Here is a 21,473-nt window from a genome sequence, read left to right as displayed (position 1 = left end):
CAGGGCGCTAATTTTTAAAGAAATGGCCGGAAACATTGAGAAATGCGGCAGGCATCACATCCCGCATTGCAAAGCGGCCGGGATGCAAAAATGTGAACTGCTTCACGTTCATCTTTGCCATCCTGCCAGCTGGGCAAACGCGCTGGCAGTAGTGAAAAGGTGACAAAAGCGCCCTGTTTTTACACTGGTGACATCGAATCATCAGGAAGTAAATCATATGACTGTTCGTCACCTTGTGGCCGTCGACCTTGGCGCATCCAGCGGTCGCGTTATCCTGGCCCGCCACGATCTGCACAGTGAAAATATCACCCTGGAAGAGGTTGGCCGCTGCGTCAATCATCTGGTCACCGTCGATAATCATCAGTGCTGGGATCTGGATGCGCTGGAAGCCTTTATCGTTGCCGCGCTGGAGAAGCTGGACCGTCAGGGGATCCGGGTGGACAGCATCGGTATTGATACCTGGGGCGTGGACTATGTGCTGCTGGACGAGCAGGGCGAACGCGTGGGGCTGCCGATTGCCTACCGCGATGAACGCACCCACGGGGTGATGGCGGAGGCGGCCCGCGAGCTGGGCCACGAGGATATCTATCAGCGCACCGGCATTCAGTTCCTGCCGTTTAACACGCTGTATCAGCTGCGCGCGCTGTGCCGCGATAACGCCCCTGACCTGGCCCGTGTCGCGCATGCGCTGCTGATCCCCGACTATCTGCATTTCCGCCTGACCGGCAAGCTCAACTGGGAATACACCAACGCCACCACCACCCAGCTACTGAACATTCGCAGCGGAGAATGGGACCGGGATCTGCTGAACTGGACCGGGGCAAATCCGGCCTGGTTCGGCAAACCGTCCCAGCCGGGTCGCGAGGTGGGACGCTGGCACAGCCCGTCAGGGCAGGCCGTTCCGGTGATCGCCGTGGCCACCCATGATACCGCCAGTGCGGTTCTGGCGGCCCCGCTGGCTGATTCACAGGCGGCGTACCTCAGTTCGGGTACCTGGTCGCTGATGGGCTTCGAGAGCCGGGAACCGTTTACCTCAAAGGCGGCGCTGGCGGCCAACATCACCAATGAAGGCGGTGCCGAAGGCCGCTACCGGGTGCTGAAAAATATCATGGGTTTGTGGCTGCTGCAGCGCGTATGCGACGAGCTGGCGATTAACGATCTCTGCCAGCTGATTGCCGATGCCGAACGGCAGCCGGTCTGCCAGTGGCTGATCAATCCCAACGACGATCGCTTTCTAAATCCGGCCAGCATGGTGCGGGAGATCCAGGATGCCTGCGCCGAGCAGGCGATGCGGGTGCCGGCCACGCCCGCCGAGCTGGCGCGCTGTATTTTCGACAGCCTGGCGCTCTACTACCGGGAAGTGCTGCTGCAGCTTGAACGCCTGCGCGGCAGAGCATTCAGCCAGCTGCATATCGTCGGCGGCGGCTGCCAGAACCAGTTTCTTAACCAGCTGTGCGCCAACGCCTGCGGCATTCCGGTGTATGCCGGGCCGGTGGAAGCCTCCACGCTCGGCAATATCGGCAGCCAGCTGATCGCCCACGGCGATGTGGCGGACGTCAGCGCTTTTCGCCAGCTGATCGCACGTAATTTTCCTCTCATTCGTTTTGATTTCCAGGGCAGTGAGGCGTTTCGCCGCAGTCGGGAACGCTTTCAGTCACTGACTCACTCAGATAAGGAGCTATGTATATGACTCAGGCTATTGAACAGGCTTACGCGCTGGCGAAGCAGCGTTTTGCCGATATCGGCATTGATGTGGAGGCCGCGCTGGCGCAGCTCGATCGCCTGCCGGTGTCCATGCACTGCTGGCAGGGCGACGACGTGCGCGGTTTTGAAAACCCGCAGGGCGCGCTGACCGGCGGCATTCAGGCCACCGGTAACTACCCGGGCCGCGCCCGCAGCGCCGACGAACTGCGTGCCGATCTGGAACAGGCCATGGCGCTAATCCCCGGACCGAAACGCCTCAATCTGCATGCCATCTATCTGGAAAGCGAGCAGGCGGTGGACCGCCACGAAATCAAACCCGAGCATTTTGCCGGCTGGGTGGCGTGGGCAAAGCAGCAGAACATCGGGCTGGATTTTAACCCGACCTGCTTCTCGCATGAATTAAGCGCCGACGGTTTTACCCTGGCGCATGCCAATGCTGAAATCCGCCAGTTCTGGATCGACCACTGTAAGGCCAGCCGCAAAATCTCCGCCTGGTTCGGCGAGCAGCTGGGCACGCCGTCGGTGATGAATATCTGGGTGCCGGACGGCATGAAGGATCTGACGGTGGACCGTCTGGCACCGCGTCAGCGCCTGATGAATTCGCTGGATGACATCATCAGCGAAAAACTGAACCCGGCGTACCATATTGACGCGGTGGAAAGCAAGCTGTTCGGCATCGGTGCGGAGAGCTACACCGTCGGCTCCAACGAATTCTGCCTCGGCTATGCCGCCAGCCGCCAGACCGCGCTGACCCTGGACGCCGGGCATTTCCATCCGACCGAAGTGATTTCCGACAAAATCTCTACCGCCATGCTTTACGTACCGCGCCTGCTGCTGCACGTCAGCCGCCCGGTGCGCTGGGACAGCGATCACGTGGTGCTGCTGGATGATGAAACCCAGGCGATCGCCAGTGAAATTGTCCGCCAGAAGCTGTTTGACAAGGTGCACATCGGGCTGGACTTCTTCGATGCCTCGATCAACCGCATCGCGGCCTGGGTTATCGGCACGCGCAACGCCAAGAAAGCGCTGCTGCGCGCGCTGCTGGAGCCGGTCGATCGGTTGAAAAAGCTGGAACTGGAGGGCGACTACACCGCGCGCCTGGCGCTGCTGGAAGAGCAGAAATCCCTGCCGTGGCAGGCGGTCTGGGAAGCCTGGTGCCTGCGCCATGACGTCCCGGCGGGAGCCGGCTGGTTAGGCGACGTCCGTCATTATGAACAACAGATTCTCAGCCAACGTTAAGGGTAAACACATGCATCAGATTCTCAATTCCTGGTTTGTCCGGGACATGGTCAAAGCAACCAGCGATATGTGGCTGAAGGGCTGGGACGAGCGCAACGGCGGGAACGTTTCCCTGCGCCTGCTGGATGAAGAAGTCCAGCCGTTCGCCGCTGATTTTTATGCCGAACCGCGCACGCTGGAACTCAGCCAGCCCGCGCCGGAACTGGCGAACTGCTGGTTCCTGGTCACCGGTTCGGGCAAGTTTTTCCGCAACGTGCAGCTCGATCCGGCCGACAGCCTGGTGCTGCTGCGCGTCAGCGCCGACGGCCAGGCCTACACCATTCACTGGGGGCTGAGCAACGGTGGCGTGCCGACCTCCGAACTGGCTTCGCACTTCCAGTCGCACAGCGTGCGAAAAAAAGTCTCCAACGGGGTGGACCGGGTGATTATGCACTGCCACGCCACGCACTTTATGGCGCTGAGCTACGTGGCCGAGCTTAACGCCGCCAGCTTTACCCGCCTGCTGTGGGAAGGCAGCACCGAGTGCCTGGTGGTGTTCCCGGACGGCGTGGGTATCGTTCCGTGGATGGTGCCGGGCACCGACGGCATCGGCACCAAAACCGCCGAGCAGATGGCTTCACACACGCTGGTGATGTGGCCTTTCCACGGTATTTTCGGCACCGGCCCGACGCTGGATGAAACCTTTGGTCTGATCGACACCGCCGAAAAATCGTCTGAGGTAGTGGTTAAAGTGCTGTCGATGGGCGGCATGAGGCAGAGCATTACCACCGAGGAGCTGATCGCGCTGGGTGAACGCTTCGGGGTTAAACCGTGGGCGGCAGCGCTGGAAGCGAAGCATTCTCATGTTGCGTAAGGCGTTTGTCATGCAGGTCCATCCCGATAAGCATCGGGAGTATCAGCAGCGGCACAGCCCAATCTGGCCGGAGCTGGCGGAAACGCTGAAGGATCACGGGGCGCAGAATTACAGCATTTTCCTTGATGCGTCGCGCAATCTGCTGTTTGCCTATGTGGAGATCGAATCCGAGGCGCGCTGGAATGCGGTGGCAGAAACGGAAGTGTGCCAGCGCTGGTGGCGGTCGATGAGCGAGCTGATGCCGTCGAATGCGGACCACAGCCCGGTCAGCAGCGAGCTGCCGTCGGTGTTTCATTTGCCGTAGGTCATTTTTCTCAACGTGATGAAAAACAAAAGCCCCTGACCGTTTTTATGCCGGTCAGGGGCTTTGTCGTTTTTATCGTTAACTGAGGGTGTTGCTTTAGCCGTTAATTCTCAGCTGCGGGTAACGCTTCATGCTCCATGCACACCAGCACAGCGACAGTACGCCGATGCCGCCGCCCACATAGCCCACGCTGGCCATATTCATGTGCACGCTGACCTGGCTGCCCAACAGCGCGCCGCCGCCGATACCAATATTATAAATGCCCGACAGCAGCGACATCGCCACATCGGTCGCATCCGGAGCCAGCGCCAGTACGCGCACCTGCACCGCGAGTCCAATCACCATCATCGCCATACCCCAGATGATGCACAGGGTGGAAATAGCCAGATCGTGCGTGGCGGCCAGGTAGAGCGACAGCATGCAAACGCTGATTAACAGGATGGCACCGAGTAAAAAACTGGCCGGATATTTATTGCCGAACATGCTGAACAGAATACTGCCGACGATGCCGGCGGCACCGAAAATTAACAGCAGGAAGGTGGTGAAGCCTCCGCTTAATCCGGCGACGCTCTGAATAAACGGCTCAATATAGCTGTAGGCGGTGTAGTGTGCGGTCACCGTGACGGCAATCAGCAAATAAAGCGACACCAGCGCCGGGCGGCGGAACAGCATCGGCACGCTTTTTAACGAACCGGTATGCTCACTCGGCAGTTTTGGCAACAGCTTGAACAGCAGGGCCATGGTGATCATCGCCGCCACGCCGATCACCGCAAAGGTCATGCGCCAGCCCAGCAGCTGCCCGATCATGCGGCCGATCGGCAGCCCCAGCACCATCGCCAGCGCCGTACCGGTCGCCAGCATGCTCAGCGCCTGGGTTTTTTTACCGGACGGCGCAACGCGGATGGCCAGCGAGGCGGTAATCGACCAGAAGATGGCATGCGAGAAGGCGATACCGATGCGCGACGCGACCAGCGTGGTGAAGTCCCACGCCACGGAAGAGAGGGCATGGCTGGCAACAAACAGGGTAAAAATCACCATCAACAGGAAACGGCGCTCAACGTTACGCGTCAGCAGCATCATTGGCAGGGACATCAGCGCCACCACCCAGGCATAAATAGTCAGCATCAGGCCAACCTGTGCCGTCTGCATCGAGAAGCTCTGACCGATGTCAGACAGCAGGCCGACCGGCACAAATTCGGTGGTGTTAAAAATAAACGCAGCAATAGCCAGCATAACCACGCGTAGCCATGCGGTCTTACGAGAAACAGTGTTTGGATGCATTATTGAAGTTAACGATGTGTTGATGAAGTGTTAATCCAAATTAAGGATCATAAATTTAGTAGGGATATTGTCTTTTATTTATGTGACAGATGAAACAGAAAATTCAATAAATTTGTAAATCAGAATTTATATATAACCTGAACGAATCAATTGTTCTTTTACTATTACCGCCTGTCATCCCGGATGTGAAAGTAGACGTTTGACCTTTTGCCGGTCAGGCGGCAGAATCGCGATGAAAATCAGGCCGGAAAGGCACCCGTCGAGGAAGCGAAATCGTGAGCGTTCTGAATAATGTCCTGCTGGAGGAGATCCTGCAGCAGGTACGGCCGCTAATTGGTCAAGGTAAAGTGGCCAGCTATATTCCCGCGCTGGCCGAGGTACCCGCCGACCGGCTGGGGATTGCGGTATGTATGCTGGACGGCACCCTGTACCAGGCGGGCGATGCGCAGGAGCGCTTCTCTATTCAGTCGATCTCCAAAGTGCTTTCTCTGACCCTGGCCCTGACCCGCTATCAGGATAGCGAGCTCTGGCAGCGGGTGGGGAAAGAGCCGTCCGGTCAGCCGTTTAATTCGCTGCTACAGCTGGAGCTGGAGCAGGGAAAACCGCGAAACCCGTTTATCAACGCCGGTGCGCTGGTGGTGTGCGACATGCTGGAAACCCGCCTGACCGCGCCGCGCCAGAGGATGCTGGAACTGGTGCGCGTTCTGACGCAGCAGGCGGATATCCAGTACGATCGCCACGTTGCCCGCTCTGAGTTTGAGCACTCCGCACGCAATGCGGCCATCGCCTGGCTGATGAAGTCGTTTGGTAACTTCTCCAATGATGTGCAGACGGTGCTGCAAACCTATTTTCACTACTGCGCGATGACCCTGAGCTGCGGCGAACTGGCGCGCTGTTTTTTATATCTGGCCAACCAGGGGCGTGGACTGGGGCAGGGTGAGCCGCTGCTGACGCCGAAGCAGGCGCGGCAGATTAATGCGCTGATGGTGACCAGCGGGATGTACGACGGCGCCGGGGAATTTGCCTGGCGGGTGGGGATGCCGGGTAAATCAGGCGTGGGCGGGGGGATTATTGCTATCGTTCCGGGTGAAATGAGCATCGCCGTCTGGTCGCCGGAGCTGGATGCATCCGGTAATTCGCTGGCGGGAACCGCCGCGCTCGAGCTGCTCGCCGAACGCATTGGTCGTTCAATTTTCTGACGGCATTGACGTGATGACAGGCGTTTTTTGGTTCTAAGTTATCCGGATAGCGCTTGTTGCCAATTGTTGATCCAGCTCAAAGCCTTTGCCAGCACAATTTGCTAATATTTCGCGAAGTGAATTAACCTTTAACGCGCGAGGCTTCGGCAAAGTGAACAATGAGATGAGCATCCCTGCCCGGCAGCTGACGCTGAACCACCAGCTGCGCCAGTACGGCAATCTGGTTAAGCTGGCGATGATCCGCACCACGCCGCAGATTATTGAAGTCTGGACCATGAGCGGCAGCCGTCTGCGCTTCCACCCCGCCCAGCAGGTTGAGGCGAAGTGGGTGGTTCAGTAAACGCACGATGAAACTGCATGCCTGAAAGCCTGAAATCTTTCGAAGCGTCGGTCGGTCTGTCTCCCTACAATATCCGGCGTTAAGCCAGGCGGAACGCCCGGTGTATTCCGCCTGGTCATGCACTCAGCCTGCAAACTATGGCTTGTATTTTGACTTTCCGGTATCACTCCGCTTTATCCCTGACAGTACATATGGCTGGATCCAGCGTCGGTTTATTTCCCTGAACGCTGGTGTGCCCCTGAGTTCCACCGCGTCGCAAAATAACCGCACTAAAGACCAGGGCCAGCATAATAAGCCATTCGGCACCCAGCGCGAGCAGCACGGCATGTTGATAGTCCCCGGCGGGTAAAAGTGCGTGGCTGTAGATCGCGCCCAGCACCATCGGCCCCAGGCCAAATGCCGCCTGCTGCACCGTGGAGAGCATCGCGCTTCCGGCACCGGCATGACTTTTCGGCACTTCCGCCAGCCCGATACGAAAGAAACAGCTGACGATAAACGCCTGGCCAAAACCAATCAGTGCCGTCGCCGGGATCAGTTGCGCAATGCTCATGTGTGCCCAGCCGTGGTTGAAGGTCCAGCCAAGGCCCAGCAGGCCGGTCATCTGGATCAGGCAGCCGGCGATCAGCGTGGGAACTTTACCCAACCGTTCCACAACACGGGTAGAGAGCAGTGAGCTGATAAAGTAGGCCACGCCGAGTGCGATAAAGGCGTTGCCGGACTGGAAGGCGCTCAGCCCGAGGCCGGACTGCAATGTCAGTGCGACAACGAACATAAATCCGCTCCAGCAGCAGAAAAACAGCACGGCAATCGTCAGGCCAAAGCGAACCCCGTGCAGGCGCATCAGCGCCGGAGGCAGCAGCGGGGTTCCGCCGCGCCGTTCCAGTACCTGTTCCACCTGCCATAAACGGCACAGCAGCAGCGGAAACGCGGCCAGCAGTACCAGGCACGGCCAGCGCCAGTGCAGCAGTGGACCCAGCGCAAGGGCGGTCAACAGACAGCCAATCGCACCGACCAGATACAGCGTACCGGGCCAGTCAATGGCCACGCGGCGGTCGTTCTGCGTTTCAGGAATAGTGCGCGGCGCCAGCAGCAGGATCGCCAGGCACAGCGGGATGTTGATCAGAAAAACGCTGCGCCAGCCGTATCCGCCGGGATTGGCATTGATCAGAAATCCCCCCAGAACCTGGCCGATAATAAAGGCCATGCCCCCAATCCCGCCGTACAGGCCCAGCGCTCGTGAATGCTCGCGCCCGTGCAGGGTAACGTGCAGCGTGGCGAGGATTTGCGGCACGATCAGCGCAGCACCGATCCCCTGCAGGGCGCGCGCCAGCAGCAGCGTCCAGACGTTGGGGGCCATGCCGCAAACCAGCGAGGCGATGCCGAACAGCAGCACGCCGTAGCTGAACACCCGGCGACGTCCCAGGTTATCCCCCAGACGGCCGCCCATCGCCAGGCTGACGGCAAAGGCGATGCCGTAAACCGCGACGATCAGTTCAAGCTGGATGGGGCTGGCATGCAGGGTGGCGGACATCGCATCCAGCGCCACGTTTACTATGGAAAAATCAATCATCGGCAACAGCTGACCCGCCAGCAGTACGATCAGGCCGCTTTGCCCCAGCGTGGTGGCATCAATCCCGCTTTTCATCTTGCATAACCCTTGTGTTAATCAGTGACCGGGCATAGCATCAGGGAAAATTTAAACGGGTACCAGATCCTGCTTATCATAGTACTGGCGCTACCCGTCAACGAGGAGAAAGCCCGTGAGTGAGATCCCGCTTCCCGCCAGCACGACACACAAAAACCGCCAGCTGCTGGCCACTTTCCTGCGCAGCCGTCGCGAAAATCTCGACCCGGTGCGTCTGGGCATGCCGCACCATCGCCCGCGCAGAACGCCGGGCCTGCGGCGGGAAGAGGTGGCCCAGCTGGCCGACGTCGGCGTCACCTGGTATACCTGGCTGGAGCAGGGGCGGGAGATCAACGTCTCGGCCAGAACGCTGTCGGCGATCGCTACCGCGTTACAGTGTAACGAAACGGAAACGCAGCACCTGTTTCAGCTGGCCGGGCACGCGTCACCCGCCTCGGTCGCGGCGAAAACCTGCGCCACCGTTTCCAGCCACGGGCAGATCCTGCTGGACAGCCTGAATCCCTTACCGGCGATAATCCAGTCGGCGCACTTCGATATCATCGGCTATAACCCGGCGTGGTGCCGTCTGATGAATGTGGAACTGGAAACCATTCCGCAGGGCGATCGCAACTGTATTCTGCTGGCGTTTACCCATCCCCAGTGGCGTGCGGCGATCGCCGATCAGGATATTCTGATGCCGCATATGGTGGCGCTGTTTCGTACCCAGATGGCGGATCATCTTGACGATCCCCGCTGGCAGGCGCTGCTGGACCGGCTGATGGCGGAGTCTGAGGAGTTTCGCGACCTCTGGCCGCGCTATGAAATTCGCGCGATTGATAATCAGGTTAAGCGTTTTTATCATCCGAAAGTGGGCATGATGACGCTCAGGCAAAACAACTGGTGGTCGGCACCGCGCAACGGCGATCGCCTGCTGGTCTATATTCCGAACGATGAGGAGAGCGCCGAGGCGCTGCGCAGCATTACTGACTGACTCGCCCGCTTCAGCAGAAAAAGACGGATAACGACTGAGTTACCCGGGTTAGCAGAAAATACCTGAAGATCGGGTCGCCATATTCCGCAGAAAAGTCCCCATTCCCCGTTATTTTGCGTTACCCTGGACGGGTCAGGCGACATGCTTCATGTCGCCGTTTTCATTTAACAGGGAGTCACACTGATGAATCAACGTCCAACGGTTGCCGTGCTGGGTCTTGGCGCAATGGGGCACGCTTTTGCCGCCAACCTGCTCAAAAATGATTTTACCGTTTCTGGCTGGAACAGAACCCGGGCGCGCGGCGAGGATTTGCTGGCGGCGGGATTAACGCTTAGCGACAGCGCCGGGCAGGCGGTAGCCTCCGCCGACGTGGTGATTGCCATGCTGTCCGACGGCGAAACGACCCTGGCCGTGCTTAACGATGTGTTACCGCAGCTGAAGCAGGGCGCGGTGGTCTGCCAGATGGGGACCATTGGCATTGCGGCTACGGAGCAGCTGATCGCCACCTTTAATCAGCAGCGGCCGGATGCGGTGTTTATTGACGCGCCGGTTTCCGGTACCAAAGCGCCGGCGGAAAATGCGCAAATCCTGATCCTCGCCAGCGGCGATCGCCAGCGAGCGGCGGCGATTGAACCGGTGTTTGCCGCGATCTCCAAAGGGGCGAAATGGCTGGGCGAGGCCGGTGCCGGTTCAAAAATGAAGCTGGTAGCCAACGCGTGGCTGGTCTCGATGGTCGAAGGCCTGGCGGAGAGTACCCGTCTGGCCGAACGGCTGGGCTTTTCGCCGGAGGATTTCTGGCAGGTGCTGGACGGCGGTCCGCTGGCGGCACCCTATGTGAAAGGCAAACTGGCGATGATTTCCGGGGGCGAGTATCCCCCTCAGATGCACCTGACCTGGGCGCTGAAGGATGCGCGGCTGGCGCTTGAGGCCGCCGGTGATACCGCCATGCCGGGACTGGAAACGATCGCGGCCCTGTGGCAGAAAGCGGTGGATGCGGGCTACGGTGAAAAAGATCTCTCGGTAATTTATCGGTATTTACAGGAAAACAAGGCCTGATATAACGGGGTGCTGTTCGGCGCCCCGACAATATTCCCCGTCAAATCATTATGATAGAATCAATAGCCCGTACTGCTTAGTGCGTGGCTTCAAAAGTGTAACTATGTTTGTTATATTATTAGCCTGATGTATTTTATAGTTAACTGATTTTTAATGCTTTTTAATTCAGTGTTTCATCCGCAGATGGACGGCAAAAAGCCAGGATCACATCATGCTTGATAATCGTTTTCCTACCGCCCTGCAAATGGTGCTGTGTATTGCCAAGGCGGATAGCGAGGATAAGCGCTGCACCAGCAAGATTCTCGCCGATGGCCTCGACGCCAACCCGAGTTTCGTGCGTAAACTGATGGTGCCGCTGACCCGCGACGGTATTATTGTTTCCACGCTGGGCCGCTGTGGCACCATTAGACTGGGCCGCCCGGCAGAGCAGATCACCCTGTGTGAGATTTACACCTCGGTGACCGATGATAAACCGCTGATGGCCTGCCGGCCGGAAGTGCCGCCCAGCTGCGTCATCAGCGCCAACGCCTGCCGCTTCTTCAAAGAGCTGGCGAAAGAGGCCGAGCAGGCGTCCCTTGACGTGCTGGCCCGACGGACCGTTGCCGATGCGCTGCGTGAAATTATGCAGCGTAACTGGCCCGACGACGAAGCGCGCTGCGCATCCTGATTGACCCTCTCAGACATTTTCTCCCGCAGGCCTTTATCGCTGCGGGTTAATCACGTCCGCTGATTTAAGTTCTCCCCGTTTGCTGTCGCCTGTTATGGACGAAGTACGATTCAAACAGCATTTAATGCAACAATAAAACTTGCATTAAAAACGGCGTTGTCTTACCGTTGTTAAGTGCACTTATCAAAGTTACCTTTTACTCCAGGCGAGGATCGGGTCGCGGCACTTTCAGGTTGATAACAACATCAAATTTAACAACATCAGGGGAAGACCGATGAGCCATGATGACTTTATTAACGATCTTGTAAAGTGGATCGATACCCACATTGAAGGGAAGATGGATTTAGACACCGTTGCCGACCGTGCGGGCTATTCGAAGTGGCACTTACAGCGGATGTTTAAGCAGCACACCGGCTATGCGCTGGGTGAGTATATTCGTGAACGTCGCCTGAAAAAATCCGCTGAACGCCTCGCCAGGGGCGGTGAGCCGATTCTGGATGTCGCCATCAGCTTTGGTTTTGATTCGCAGCAGTCGTTTAACCGCAGCTTCAAACGTCAGTTTGGTCAGTCGCCGGGCGCATGGCGCCGCCAGGTTCAGATTGCCGCTCACGCCTGATCGTGTTAATGCTGGCAGCGGAGCGGGATTTCGCTCCACCGCCGGCAGTGCCATCGTTACCACTTCACCGTTCCGCGCTGCCACGCCAGCGAACGATCGCGAATGGCAAACAGCAGGCTAATCAGCGACGAGAACAGCAGGGCCATTACAATCAGCGCCCCGTACATATTGGCATAGGCCGCCCAGCCCTGAGCCCACTGTAAATACCAGCCCAGCCCCGATTTTACCCCCATCATTTCGGCCGCGACCAGCACCGAGAACGATGCCCCCAGCCCCATAAACAGCCCGACAAACACCTGCGGCAGCGATGCCGGCACCGCCACGCGCAGCACCAGAAACAGCGTACTGGCCCCCAGCGTGCGCGCTACGTCGTAGTAACGCTGATCGACGCTGGCGACGCCCGACCAGGTCAGCACCGTGACCGGGAACCAGGTGGCGAGGGCGATCAGGAATACGGCGGCGGAAAAACTCGACGGGAAGAAATAGAGCGAAAGCGGCAGCAGCGCGGTTGACGGCACCGGCCCGAGGAAGCGCAGCAGCGGATGCACCCAGTAGCCCAGGCCACGCGACCAGCCGATCGCCACGCCGGTTATAAAGCCGGTGATGCTGCCAAAGACAAATCCGAGCGCCAGCAGGCGCAGCGAATTCAGCACGCTGTCACCCAGACGGAACCAGTCCGTCGCCCAGGCCTCAACCAGCGCGCGCGGCGGCGCGAAGAACGGGGCAGGGAGCAGCGCAAGTTTAGCGGTGGCCGTTTCCCAGATACCGATCAGGATCGCCAGCGCCACCAGCCAGCGCCCACCGCGTTGAAACGGTGCCAGCAGTTTAGGGATCGCCAGCAGGCGACCCAGCAGGACGACCAGGGTCAGCGCAGCGGCAAGGATGAAAAACACCCGGTGCGTTTCAGCAACGAAACGCGGCGGGGCGAACCCCACCGGCTTATCCGGCCAGTAAATCATCAGCGCCACCAGCCCCCACCAGGCAAAAACCGCCAGGATCAGCGCGGGGTTAAGCCGGGCCGCCTCGTAACGGCCGGCTGCCCGCGGCGGATTCAGGGTTTCACTGGACATACTTTCTCCTTAGGCGGAATGCTGGTGCGCTGCAGCGGCAGGCAGCACGTCAGGCACATAGTGCGCGGCAAAACGCTGCACGTCGGTATCTTCGCGGATCACCTTGATGGTTTTCAGCTCGTTAAGATAGGTCACCACTTCCTTACGCAGCTGCTCGCCGGTGGAGTGGTGGTTGTGCGTGTGTTCGCGCAGCATGGCGGCGATATCGTCCGGCGAAACGTTGCCGGGCACGAACGGCGCGAAGATCTTCGCGGTTTCTTCCGGATGATCCGCCGTCCACTGCTGGGCGTCGATAATCGCCTGAGTAATGGCCCGCGCCACCTCCGGCTGTTCGCGCACCAGCGAGCCGCGCAGCCCCAGCACGCAGCAGGCGAGGTTGTGATATTCCCCGTTCAGGTTGTTATCAACCTCGATCAGGCCGTCGTGCTTTTTAATCAGCCAGCCCTGCGGGTCGTCGGCGGCCAGCGCCTGCACTTCACCTTTACGCAGCGCTTCGCCAAACAGGTCGGCCGGATACTGCACCCAGTTCACCTGCGTGTCGGGATCGATGCCGAGCTTCGCCAGCTGAATGGCAAAGAAGTTGCGCAGCGGGCTGGCCTGATCGGTTACCGCCACGTTTTTCCCCACCAGGTCGCGCACGCTTTTAATGCCGCTGTCTTTACTGGTCAGCAGGCGCATACAGCCGCCGTGCGTACCCACGGTCAGATCGACATCAAAGCCCTGTTCCAGCGGCTTCAGCCAGCGCAGCGCCATGCCAATGCCGCCGTCCGCCTGGCCGGTGGCAATCGCCTGCAGCAGCGCATCCGTCGGGCCGCTAAAGTTGACCGGCTCCACGTTGAGGCCGTACTTTTTAAAGAATCCCTGCTTCAGTGCGACGGAGATGGGCGACTGACACACCGCCGTCTGGCCCCAGGCCAGCTTAACGGTCTTCAGCCTGCCGGTATCGTCGCCCGCCGCCCATACCGGCAACGCCGGAACCGCCACCAGTCCTGCACCCACCACACCCAGAGTCTGAATAAAACTGCGCCGTGAAATCCCACGTGAAATTGTCATGCCTGTTATCCCTGTTGACTGAATTATGTCCGCACTATGGCAATTTTTTTTACATCACCAAAATAACAATCCCTCATTTCCAATTGCGAATAAGCGTTATCCGCCGGGCTGTAAACCTTTGCCACTATTGATATTTCACGCACGACGAAAAAAACGGAATAGTCATCTTATTACGCATTAATGAGGTGAACCGATGTCACTGGCAGAACAACTGGATACGACGACCGGGCTGGAGATAACCATCAATCAGGTCAGTCACGCTTTTCATCTCGACGGGCAGAGCCTGGCGGTGCTGGACAACGTGTCGCTGAACGTTGATGCGGGAGAGTTCGTTGCGCTGCTGGGGCCGTCCGGCTGCGGCAAGTCGACGCTGCTGCGGCTGGTGGCCGGGCTGGATCATCCAAGCAAAGGCGAGATCCTGGAAGATCGCCAGCCGCTGACCGCGCCGCATCCCAGCCGGGTGGTGGTGTTTCAGGATCCAACGCTCTATCCGTGGCGTCGGGTGTGGCGCAATGTCGCCATTGGTCTGCAAACCCAGGGGCGACTGACGCCGGAAGGGCGCGATCGCATCGACCAGACGCTGGAAAAAGTCGGGCTGAGCCAGTTTGCCAATGCATGGCCGCATCAGCTTTCAGGGGGCATGGCGCAGCGAGCCGCGCTGGCCCGGGCGCTGGTGAATCATCCCCGGCTGCTGATCCTGGATGAACCGCTGGGCAAGCTGGACTCGCTGACCCGCATTCGTATGCAGCACGAGCTGGTGGCGCTGTGGCGTGAACAGCGCTTTACCGCCCTGATGGTCACCCACGACGTTGAAGAAGCGCTGCTGATGGCGAACCGGGTGGTGGTGTTCAGCCCGCGTCCGGCGCGAATTATCGAAACGATTCATATCGATCTGCCGTATCCCCGCCGCCGTAACGATCCGCGCCTGATCGCGCTGCGGTCGAAAGCGCTGGCGCTGCTGGGTGCTGAAGCCACTGACGTGACCGAGGATGCTGATAATGACTATTAATAATTCCATTACCGAACTGGTGGGCAACACGCCGCTGCTGCGGCTGGCGCGTTTTCGTCAGCAGTTTGAACTGCCTGCGGAGATCCTCGCCAAGCTGGAGTATTTCAACCCCAATCACAGCGTGAAAGACCGCATTGCGCTGTCGATGATCGAAGAGGCCGAGCGCAGCGGCAGGCTCAAACCGGGCGATACCATCGCCGATTCGACCAGCGGCAATACCGGCATCGGCCTGGCGGCCATCGCGGCGGCAAAAGGCTACCCGTTTCGGGTCTACCTGCATGACAAACTCAGCGAAGAGCGCTTCCAGATCCTGCGCGCGCTGGGGGCTGAAGTGATCCCTTTCAGTCAGGTGGAAGGCTTTACCGAGGTGCTGGAGCAGAGCGACGGCGATTTCGTTGCCGCCTCGCGCTGGCTGGCGGAGAACGTCATCAACCGTCAGCCCAACGTCTTTCATACCGCCCAGCTGGAAAACCCGGCCAACCCGGGGGCGCACTATCGCACCACCGGTCCGGAAATCTGGCAGCAGACCGAGGGGCGGGTAGACATCGTTATCGCGGCGGTGGGTACCGGCGGAACGGTGTCCGGCATTGGTCGCTATCTCAAGCAGCACAATCCGGCGATTCAGGTGATTGCTGTAGAGCCTGGCCCGCATTCGATTCCGAGTGCGGAGCGCCCTGAACAACGGGAATTAACCGGCGTGCACGCGTTCAGCGATGTCCTGCCGGAACGCGTACCGCCCACGCTTGACCGCAGCATCGTCGATGAAGCGTTCCCGGTGGAGCACTGGCAGGCGACCGCCGCCGCCCGTGAAGTGGCGGTCAGCGACGGCATTCTGATCGGCGAATCCGCCGGTGGCGTGCTGTACGCCGCTCGCGAGGTGGCGCTGCGCCCGGAAAACCATGGCAAGCGCATCGTGGTGGTGCTGGCCGACAGCGGCCTGAGCTATCTGTCCACCGGCCTGTTTAACCACAATATTACCCCCGGCCAGCTGCAGGTTGCCGCGCTGGTCAGCCATCAACACATAAAAAACGTCTCATAACCCGACGCAGAGAATTTTCATGAGCCAGATTACATCGTTACCCATCCTTGACCTGTCGCAGCTGGATGGCACCGCCGAACAGCAGCAGGCCTTCCTCGACAAGCTGGGCCGCTCCGCCCGCGACGTCGGCTTCTTCTATCTGATCAACCACGGCATTGATTCCGGGTTGTCGGAGCAGGTGCAGCAGCTATCCCGCCAGTTCTTCGCGCTGTCGGAGGCGGATAAACAGCAGGTGGCGATGATCCACTCGCCGCATTTTCGCGGCTACAACCGCGCCGGTTCCGAGCTGACGCGCAGCCAGCCGGACTGGCGCGAGCAGTTCGATGTGGGGGCGGAACGTGCGCCGCTGCCGCTGGGTTCCGGTGACGCGGGCTGGAAGCGTCTGCAGGGGCCGAACCTGTGGCCGGAAGCGCTGCCGGAGCTGAAGCCGGTGCTGTTGGCGTGGCAGAAAGCGATGACCACCATGTCGCTGCGCCTGCTGCGGGCGTTTGCCCGCGCGCTGGAGCTGGCCCCCGATGCCTTTGACTCGCTGTACGGCGATAAGCCGAATGAACATATCAAACTGATCCGCTACCCGGGCCAGACGGCGGCAACCTCCAGCCAGGGCGTGGGGGCGCACAAGGATTCCGGCTTCCTCAGCTTCCTGCTGCAGGACCAGCAGCGCGGATTGCAGGTGGAAGTGGCCCCTGACCAGTGGGTGGACGCGCTGCCGCTGAGCGGGGCTTTTGTGGTGAACATCGGCGAACTGCTGGAGCTGGCCAGCAACGGCTACCTGCGTGCGACGGTGCATCGCGTGGTCGCGCCGCCGGCGGATCAGGATCGCCTGTCGATCGCCTTCTTCCTCGGCGCGCAGCTTGATGCGGTGGTGCCGGTGTTTAATCTGCCTGAAGCGCTTGCCCGCCTGGCGCTCGGCCCGGCCAGCGACCCGCTCAATCCGCTGCTGCGCGACGTGGGCTGGAACTACCTGAAAGGCCGCCTGCGCTCCCATCCCGATGTGGCGCAGCGCTGGTACGACGAATTATTACAACAACAACCTCAACACACAGCCTGATTTAAGGAATAACAATGAACAAACGCTTTGCCGCTTTATCATTCTCAGGGATTGCCTTATCCGTGGCGATGGCCTTCAGCGTTAACGCTGCCGAACCGCTGCGCGTGGCTGCCGATCCGGTGCCGCACGCCGAGATCCTCAACTTTGTGAAAAAAATTGACCCGTCGCTGGATCTTAAAATTATCGAGCTGAGCAGCGGCGTGAACGCCAATGAACTGCTGGCGCACGGCGATGTGGATGCCAACTACTTCCAGCACGTGCCGTATCTGCGTGACCAGGAAAAAGCGCTGGGCCAGAAGTTCACCGTGGCCGCGACGGTGCATATCGAGCCGCTGGGCATCTATTCCCGCAAGGTAAAAAGCCTGCAGGATGTGAAAGAAGGGGCAACCATCGCCGTACCGAACAACACCACCAACCTGAGCCGTGCGCTGTATCTGCTGCAGGCGCAGGGGCTGATCAAGCTGAAAGCGGGCTACAACGATCCGTCGAAGGATCAGGCAACGCCGAAAGATATCGCCGACAACCCGAAAAAGCTGAAGATTCTGGAAGTGGAGTCACCGCAGATCCCGCGCGCGCTGGATGACGTTGACCTGGCGGTGATTAACGGTAACTACGCGCTGGAAGCGGGCCTGACGCCGTCGAAAGATGCGCTGGGGCTGGAAAGCGCCACCAACAACCCGTATGCCAACATCCTGGCAACCACGCCAAAACTGGCCGATGACCCGCGTATTCGCCAGCTGGCGAAGGATCTGGAGTCAAAACAGGTTGCCGACTTTATTCAGCAGAACTATCGCGGATCGGTGATCCCGGTAGCGGGTAAATAAAATGATCCGCCTGGAGCAGGTCAGTAAACTATACGCCGGGGGGCAGCCTCCGGCACTGGATGAGGTGTCGCTGACCATCCCGGACGGGGCCATCTACGGCATTCTTGGCCGCAGCGGCGCGGGGAAAAGTACCCTGATCCGCTGTCTGAATTTACTGGAAAGGCCAACGTCCGGACGCGTGCTGATCGACGACCAGGATATCACCGCGCTGACGCCGCGCGCGCTCCGGCAGCAGCGTCAGCGCAGCGGGATGATCTTCCAGCATTTCAACCTGCTGCATTCGCGCAACGTGGCCGATAACGTGGCGGTGCCGCTGGAGATAGCCGGGGTGAAACGCCCGCAGCGTCAGCAGCGGGTGAACGAACTGCTTGAATTGGTGGGATTAAGCGATAAGGCGGCCGCCTGGCCGTCACAGCTTTCCGGCGGCCAGCAGCAGCGCGTGGGGATTGCCCGCGCGCTGGCGGCCCGCCCAGATTACCTGCTGTGCGATGAGGCCACCAGCGCGCTGGATTCGGAAACCACCGCCTCGGTGCTGGCGCTGCTGCAGCAGATTAACCGGCAGTTCGGCCTGACGGTGGTGATGATCACCCACCAGCTGGAGGTGGTGAAATCGATCTGCGATCACGCCGCGCTGCTGGAGCGGGGACGGCTGCAGGAGAGCGGGGCGCTGAGTGCGCTGCTGCGCCAGAAGGATTCCCGGTTACGCAACGCGCTGCTGCACGATGCGGACGGCGAACGCCGCTTCCTGCAGCGCCACGGCATTGAAGGAGGTCCACTGTGCGCGGTAGCCTGAGCCTTGAAGATCTGTGGCAGCTGGTGCTGCAGGCCACGCTGGAAACGCTGTATATGGTCGGCTTTTCGGGGCTGTTTACGCTGGCGATTGGCCTGCCGCTGGGCGTGCTGCTGTTTATCAGCCGCCGCGACGGCATCCTGCCGCTGCCGCGCATCAATACCGTCGTTGGGGCGGTGGTTAACGTGGGCCGTTCGCTGCCGTTTCTGGTGCTGCTGATTGCGCTGATCCCGACAACCCGGTTTATTGTCGGCACCACGCTCGGCAGCAGCGCGGCCATCGTGCCGATCACCATCGGTGCGGTGCCGTTCTTTGCCCGCGTGGTGGAAAGCGCGCTGGATGAGGTGGCGAAAGGGCGCATCGAGGCGATGCTTTCAATGGGCGGCAGCGACTGGCACGTGGTCAGCAAGGTGCTGCTGCCGGAGGCGCTTCCCGCTCTGCTGGCCGGCATGACGCTGACGGTGGTGATGCTGATTGGTTTTTCTTCGCTGGCCGGGGTGATCGGCGGCGGCGGGCTGGGCGATCTGGCGATCCGCTACGGCTATCAGCGGTTTAATCAGCCGGTGATGATCGCGACCGTGGTGGTGCTGATTGCGCTGGTACAGGTCGTGCAAATGACCGGCGATCGGCTGGTGAGAAGTCTGGCGCATCGTCGTTAATTCAGCACCCTGGCGTGATGGCATAGTATACTGTCTGAATTCGCATTACTTTTCTTCTTTCAGACAGGGTACGTCATGGAAATTCGTAACGCCATCAAGACGCAGTGGTGCCAGACCGCCAGCTATGGGCTGATTTTTATCGCATTGTTTGCCATTTTCCCACTGCGGCTGTTGCCGTGTTTCCTCGCCGGGTTCATCGTCTATGAAATCATTCTGGCGATGACCCCGTATATTGAACGGCTGGTCAAAGGGCCGATTGCCCGCTGGATCAGCATCCTGTTTCTCAGCATGGTGATTATCCTCGGGCTGGTCACCGGCATTACCAAGCTGATTAGCTTCCTGCTGCATGATTTCCAGAACCCGGCGATGTTCCACGCCACCGCGACCAAAATCCTTGAAGATGCCCAGCATACCCTGTCGCCGGTCGTCACCCGCTACCTGCCTGCGGATATCGATGAACTGCAGCATAAGGTCATTACCTGGCTGCGTGAGCATCTGGTGGTGGTGCAGACCTTTGGCCGCAGCGCGGCCCACACCTTCGCCACCATGCTGATCGGCATGCTGCTCGGGGCGATTATCTCCCTGCGCAACAGCAAGGTCCGCAGCGCCGATGCACCGCTGAAAGAGGCGATGCTCGACCGCCTGCGTACCCTGGCCGACTCCTTCCATAATGTGGTGTTTGCGCAGATCAAAGTCTCACTGGTAAATACCGTGCTGACCTGCGGCTTCCTGTTTGGCATCCTGCCGCTGTTCGGCCTGCATCTGCCGTTCGCCAAAACCGTGGTGGTGCTGACCTTTATCGCCGGGCTGCTGCCGATTATCGGTAACCTGATTTCCAATACGGTGATCGTGCTGATTGGCCTGTCCATCTCGCTGGAGGCGGCGCTGATTGCGCTGGTCTATCTGATCCTCATCCACAAGCTGGAGTATTTTATCAACGCGCGCATTTTCGGCACCCGCATCAGCGCCAAAACCTGGGAGATCCTGCTGGCGATGCTGGTGTTTGAATCCGCCTTCGGGCTGGCGGGCGTGGTGGCCGCACCGGTGTATTACGCCTATTTGAAAAGTGAACTGCGGGCAGCCAGGTTGATCTGACCCCCATCAAGGATCGTTATGTTAGCGTTTGTCAGCTCGCTGTGGCACCAGTTCATTATTGCGATACCGCTGTTTGTGCTGATCGGCCTCGGCTGGCTGCTGGTACGCTGGCGTCGCTGGCCGGAAAGTATTACCGAAGCGATAAACCGGCTGGTGTTCCGCGTGGCGCTGCCGTCGATGCTGTTCCGCCTGATGTGCGACTTCAGCAGCGGCCCACCGGTGGATGCCCGCCTGCTGCTGGCGTTCTTTGGCGGCTGCCTGCTGGTGTTTATTCTCGGCCGAGTGACCGCCAGCCGGGTGTTCCGGCTTGATGGCGTTTCCGGTTCGGTCTTTGCGCTGGGCGGCATCTTTTCCAATAACGTCCTGCTTGGCCTGCCGATTGCACGCGTGATGCTCGGCGATGAGGCCATCCCCGCGGTGGCGCTGGTGCTGGTTTTTAACGGCCTGCTACTGTGGACGCTGGCAACGGTTTCGGTGGAGTGGTTTAAGCACGGCTCGCTGAGCGTCAAAGGCTTTGGCAAAACGGCAGCCAGCGTGCTGCGCAACCCGCTGATAATTGGCATCCTCAGCGGTACGCTGTTCAGCCTCACCGGTTTGCCGCTGCCGCAGATGATTGACCAGCCGGTGTCCATGCTCGGGCAGATTGCCGTGCCGCTGGCGCTGGTGGCGCTCGGCATGAGCCTGGCCTGTTACCGCATCAAGGACGGCCTGGCCATCGGCGGCGCACTCAGCGTGATCAAGCTGGTTGTTCATCCGCTGGTGGTCTGGGGACTGGCCTGGCTGCTGGGCCTGCCGCCGCTGGAGAGTAAAGTGGTGGTGCTGCTGGCCTCAATGGCGGTTGGCGTCAATGTTTATCTTATGTCGCAGCAGTTTAACGCTCTCACCGGACCGGCTGCGACAAGCATGCTTTTGACCACGTTGTTTTCGGCAATTTCCACGCCATTTCTGATACTTACGATGGACTGGGTTTATGGGTGATTCACCGGCCATTTATAATTTTATTATGGCC

General features: G+C 59.6%; 22 protein-coding genes. 18 read left to right on the top strand and 4 right to left on the bottom strand.

The window, feature by feature from the left end:
* Positions 1 to 217: 217 nt before the first annotated feature.
* From rhaB to rhaM, 4 genes are read left to right on the top strand one after another with little or no spacing between them, the layout of a single operon-like run.
* Positions 218 to 1,690 (top strand): rhamnulokinase, encoded by a 1,473-nt coding sequence (gene rhaB / locus PGH32_RS07865; RefSeq protein ID WP_337893698.1) that lies wholly within the window; start codon positions 218 to 220, stop codon positions 1,688 to 1,690.
* Positions 1,687 to 2,943 carry an L-rhamnose isomerase gene (locus tag PGH32_RS07860; protein ID WP_337893697.1) on the top strand — a complete coding sequence of 419 codons (1,257 nt, stop codon included), beginning with the start codon at positions 1,687 to 1,689 and terminating at the stop codon, positions 2,941 to 2,943. Before rhaB ends, PGH32_RS07860 begins: the two co-directional genes overlap by 4 nt.
* A 10-nt stretch (positions 2,944 to 2,953) precedes the next feature.
* A complete protein-coding gene (gene rhaD / locus PGH32_RS07855; RefSeq protein ID WP_337893696.1) occupies positions 2,954 to 3,796 on the top strand; it encodes a rhamnulose-1-phosphate aldolase in 843 nt (280 codons plus the stop codon).
* Entirely contained in the window at positions 3,786 to 4,100 is a 315-nt protein-coding gene (gene rhaM, locus PGH32_RS07850) for an L-rhamnose mutarotase (protein ID WP_337893695.1), read from the top strand. Before rhaD ends, rhaM begins: the two co-directional genes overlap by 11 nt.
* Before the next feature lie 96 nt (positions 4,101 to 4,196).
* Here the strand turns inward: rhaM and PGH32_RS07845 are convergent, their stop codons facing one another.
* Positions 4,197 to 5,381: a sugar transporter gene (locus PGH32_RS07845; protein ID WP_337893694.1), complete on the bottom strand. Its 1,185-nt coding sequence runs from the start codon at positions 5,379 to 5,381 to the stop codon at positions 4,197 to 4,199.
* 272 nt (positions 5,382 to 5,653) lie between these two features.
* Here PGH32_RS07845 and glsB point away from each other — a divergent pair, with 272 nt between their 5' ends.
* Together glsB and PGH32_RS07835 are read left to right on the top strand one after the other, a co-directional pair.
* Positions 5,654 to 6,580, top strand: coding sequence for a glutaminase B (gene glsB, locus PGH32_RS07840; protein WP_337894278.1), 927 nt, complete (start codon positions 5,654 to 5,656; stop codon positions 6,578 to 6,580).
* A gap of 163 nt (positions 6,581 to 6,743) precedes the next feature.
* Positions 6,744 to 6,920: a hypothetical protein gene (locus PGH32_RS07835; RefSeq protein WP_314420441.1), complete on the top strand. Its 177-nt coding sequence runs from the start codon at positions 6,744 to 6,746 to the stop codon at positions 6,918 to 6,920.
* 163 nt (positions 6,921 to 7,083) lie between these two features.
* Here PGH32_RS07835 and PGH32_RS07830 read toward each other — a convergent pair whose 3' ends face one another.
* A complete protein-coding gene (locus PGH32_RS07830) occupies positions 7,084 to 8,565 on the bottom strand; it encodes an MFS transporter (RefSeq protein ID WP_337893693.1) in 1,482 nt (493 codons plus the stop codon).
* A gap of 115 nt (positions 8,566 to 8,680) precedes the next feature.
* On the opposite strand from PGH32_RS07830, the gene PGH32_RS07825 reads away from it, so the two are divergent.
* The 4 genes from PGH32_RS07825 (at position 8,681) to PGH32_RS07810 (ending at position 11,874) form a co-directional block, all read left to right on the top strand.
* Positions 8,681 to 9,535, top strand: a complete 855-nt coding sequence (locus tag PGH32_RS07825; protein WP_337893692.1) for a helix-turn-helix transcriptional regulator — start codon at positions 8,681 to 8,683, stop codon at positions 9,533 to 9,535.
* A 183-nt stretch (positions 9,536 to 9,718) separates the two neighbouring features.
* A complete protein-coding gene (locus PGH32_RS07820) occupies positions 9,719 to 10,591 on the top strand; it encodes an NAD(P)-dependent oxidoreductase (protein WP_314420435.1) in 873 nt (290 codons plus the stop codon).
* Between the two features lie 211 nt (positions 10,592 to 10,802).
* A complete protein-coding gene (locus tag PGH32_RS07815; protein ID WP_314420434.1) occupies positions 10,803 to 11,258 on the top strand; it encodes an RrF2 family transcriptional regulator in 456 nt (151 codons plus the stop codon).
* 274 nt (positions 11,259 to 11,532) lie between these two features.
* Positions 11,533 to 11,874, top strand: coding sequence for a helix-turn-helix domain-containing protein (locus PGH32_RS07810; RefSeq protein WP_105593739.1), 342 nt, complete (start codon positions 11,533 to 11,535; stop codon positions 11,872 to 11,874).
* Between the two features lie 56 nt (positions 11,875 to 11,930).
* On the opposite strand, the gene PGH32_RS07805 is transcribed toward PGH32_RS07810, so the two are convergent.
* A complete protein-coding gene (locus tag PGH32_RS07805) occupies positions 11,931 to 12,944 on the bottom strand; it encodes an ABC transporter permease (protein WP_337893691.1) in 1,014 nt (337 codons plus the stop codon).
* Positions 12,945 to 12,953: 9 nt separating this feature from the next.
* On the bottom strand, positions 12,954 to 13,997 hold the full coding sequence (locus tag PGH32_RS07800) for an ABC transporter substrate-binding protein (protein ID WP_314420428.1): 1,044 nt from the start codon (positions 13,995 to 13,997) through the stop codon (positions 12,954 to 12,956).
* Positions 13,998 to 14,190: 193 nt separating this feature from the next.
* On the opposite strand from PGH32_RS07800, the gene PGH32_RS07795 reads away from it, so the two are divergent.
* From PGH32_RS07795 to PGH32_RS07760, 8 genes are all read left to right on the top strand, one after another.
* Complete coding sequence (locus PGH32_RS07795) at positions 14,191 to 15,006, top strand: ABC transporter ATP-binding protein (RefSeq protein WP_337893690.1); 816 nt, start codon at positions 14,191 to 14,193, stop codon at positions 15,004 to 15,006.
* Positions 14,996 to 16,045: a PLP-dependent cysteine synthase family protein gene (locus PGH32_RS07790; protein ID WP_337893689.1), complete on the top strand. Its 1,050-nt coding sequence runs from the start codon at positions 14,996 to 14,998 to the stop codon at positions 16,043 to 16,045. The genes PGH32_RS07795 and PGH32_RS07790 overlap by 11 nt, the downstream gene beginning before the upstream one ends.
* Positions 16,046 to 16,064: 19 nt before the next feature.
* A complete protein-coding gene (locus PGH32_RS07785; RefSeq protein ID WP_337893688.1) occupies positions 16,065 to 17,096 on the top strand; it encodes an isopenicillin N synthase family dioxygenase in 1,032 nt (343 codons plus the stop codon).
* 68 nt (positions 17,097 to 17,164) lie between these two features.
* Positions 17,165 to 17,920 (top strand): MetQ/NlpA family ABC transporter substrate-binding protein, encoded by a 756-nt coding sequence (locus PGH32_RS07780; protein ID WP_443112770.1) that lies wholly within the window; start codon positions 17,165 to 17,167, stop codon positions 17,918 to 17,920.
* 1 nt (position 17,921) lies between these two features.
* Positions 17,922 to 18,713 carry a methionine ABC transporter ATP-binding protein gene (locus PGH32_RS07775; protein WP_337893686.1) on the top strand — a complete coding sequence of 264 codons (792 nt, stop codon included), beginning with the start codon at positions 17,922 to 17,924 and terminating at the stop codon, positions 18,711 to 18,713.
* Positions 18,698 to 19,369: a methionine ABC transporter permease gene (locus tag PGH32_RS07770; RefSeq protein ID WP_337893685.1), complete on the top strand. Its 672-nt coding sequence runs from the start codon at positions 18,698 to 18,700 to the stop codon at positions 19,367 to 19,369. The genes PGH32_RS07775 and PGH32_RS07770 overlap by 16 nt, the downstream gene beginning before the upstream one ends.
* A gap of 75 nt (positions 19,370 to 19,444) precedes the next feature.
* Positions 19,445 to 20,464 (top strand): AI-2E family transporter, encoded by a 1,020-nt coding sequence (locus PGH32_RS07765; protein ID WP_314420415.1) that lies wholly within the window; start codon positions 19,445 to 19,447, stop codon positions 20,462 to 20,464.
* 18 nt (positions 20,465 to 20,482) lie between these two features.
* Positions 20,483 to 21,442 (top strand): AEC family transporter, encoded by a 960-nt coding sequence (locus PGH32_RS07760; RefSeq protein ID WP_337893684.1) that lies wholly within the window; start codon positions 20,483 to 20,485, stop codon positions 21,440 to 21,442.
* Positions 21,443 to 21,473 lie beyond the last annotated feature (31 nt).

It is taken from the genome of Erwinia sp. SLM-02, from assembly GCF_037450285.1.
Taxonomy (GTDB): domain Bacteria; phylum Pseudomonadota; class Gammaproteobacteria; order Enterobacterales; family Enterobacteriaceae; genus Erwinia.
Note: the sequence above shows the minus strand (reverse complement) of the source record. Positions and strands in the feature narration are given on the sequence as shown.

What these genes read in the sequence shown, in the direction of transcription:
- PGH32_RS07760 (WP_337893684.1), top strand. Translation starts at nt 20,483, where the DNA reads ATGTTAGCGTTTGTCAGCTCGCTGTGGCACCAGTTCATTATTGCGATA.
- PGH32_RS07815 (WP_314420434.1), top strand. Translation starts at nt 10,803, where the DNA reads ATGCTTGATAATCGTTTTCCTACCGCCCTGCAAATGGTGCTGTGTATT.
- PGH32_RS07830 (WP_337893693.1), bottom strand. Translation starts at nt 8,565, where the DNA reads ATGAAAAGCGGGATTGATGCCACCACGCTGGGGCAAAGCGGCCTGATC.
- PGH32_RS07775 (WP_337893686.1), top strand. Translation starts at nt 17,922, where the DNA reads ATGATCCGCCTGGAGCAGGTCAGTAAACTATACGCCGGGGGGCAGCCT.
- PGH32_RS07845 (WP_337893694.1), bottom strand. Translation starts at nt 5,381, where the DNA reads ATGCATCCAAACACTGTTTCTCGTAAGACCGCATGGCTACGCGTGGTT.
- PGH32_RS07820 (WP_314420435.1), top strand. Translation starts at nt 9,719, where the DNA reads ATGAATCAACGTCCAACGGTTGCCGTGCTGGGTCTTGGCGCAATGGGG.
- PGH32_RS07805 (WP_337893691.1), bottom strand. Translation starts at nt 12,944, where the DNA reads ATGTCCAGTGAAACCCTGAATCCGCCGCGGGCAGCCGGCCGTTACGAG.
- PGH32_RS07795 (WP_337893690.1), top strand. Translation starts at nt 14,191, where the DNA reads ATGTCACTGGCAGAACAACTGGATACGACGACCGGGCTGGAGATAACC.
- PGH32_RS07785 (WP_337893688.1), top strand. Translation starts at nt 16,065, where the DNA reads ATGAGCCAGATTACATCGTTACCCATCCTTGACCTGTCGCAGCTGGAT.
- PGH32_RS07835 (WP_314420441.1), top strand. Translation starts at nt 6,744, where the DNA reads ATGAGCATCCCTGCCCGGCAGCTGACGCTGAACCACCAGCTGCGCCAG.
- PGH32_RS07790 (WP_337893689.1), top strand. Translation starts at nt 14,996, where the DNA reads ATGACTATTAATAATTCCATTACCGAACTGGTGGGCAACACGCCGCTG.
- rhaB (WP_337893698.1), top strand. Translation starts at nt 218, where the DNA reads ATGACTGTTCGTCACCTTGTGGCCGTCGACCTTGGCGCATCCAGCGGT.
- rhaD (WP_337893696.1), top strand. Translation starts at nt 2,954, where the DNA reads ATGCATCAGATTCTCAATTCCTGGTTTGTCCGGGACATGGTCAAAGCA.
- PGH32_RS07780 (WP_443112770.1), top strand. Translation starts at nt 17,165, where the DNA reads ATGGCCTTCAGCGTTAACGCTGCCGAACCGCTGCGCGTGGCTGCCGAT.
- rhaM (WP_337893695.1), top strand. Translation starts at nt 3,786, where the DNA reads ATGTTGCGTAAGGCGTTTGTCATGCAGGTCCATCCCGATAAGCATCGG.
- PGH32_RS07800 (WP_314420428.1), bottom strand. Translation starts at nt 13,997, where the DNA reads ATGACAATTTCACGTGGGATTTCACGGCGCAGTTTTATTCAGACTCTG.
- PGH32_RS07810 (WP_105593739.1), top strand. Translation starts at nt 11,533, where the DNA reads ATGAGCCATGATGACTTTATTAACGATCTTGTAAAGTGGATCGATACC.
- PGH32_RS07860 (WP_337893697.1), top strand. Translation starts at nt 1,687, where the DNA reads ATGACTCAGGCTATTGAACAGGCTTACGCGCTGGCGAAGCAGCGTTTT.
- PGH32_RS07765 (WP_314420415.1), top strand. Translation starts at nt 19,445, where the DNA reads ATGGAAATTCGTAACGCCATCAAGACGCAGTGGTGCCAGACCGCCAGC.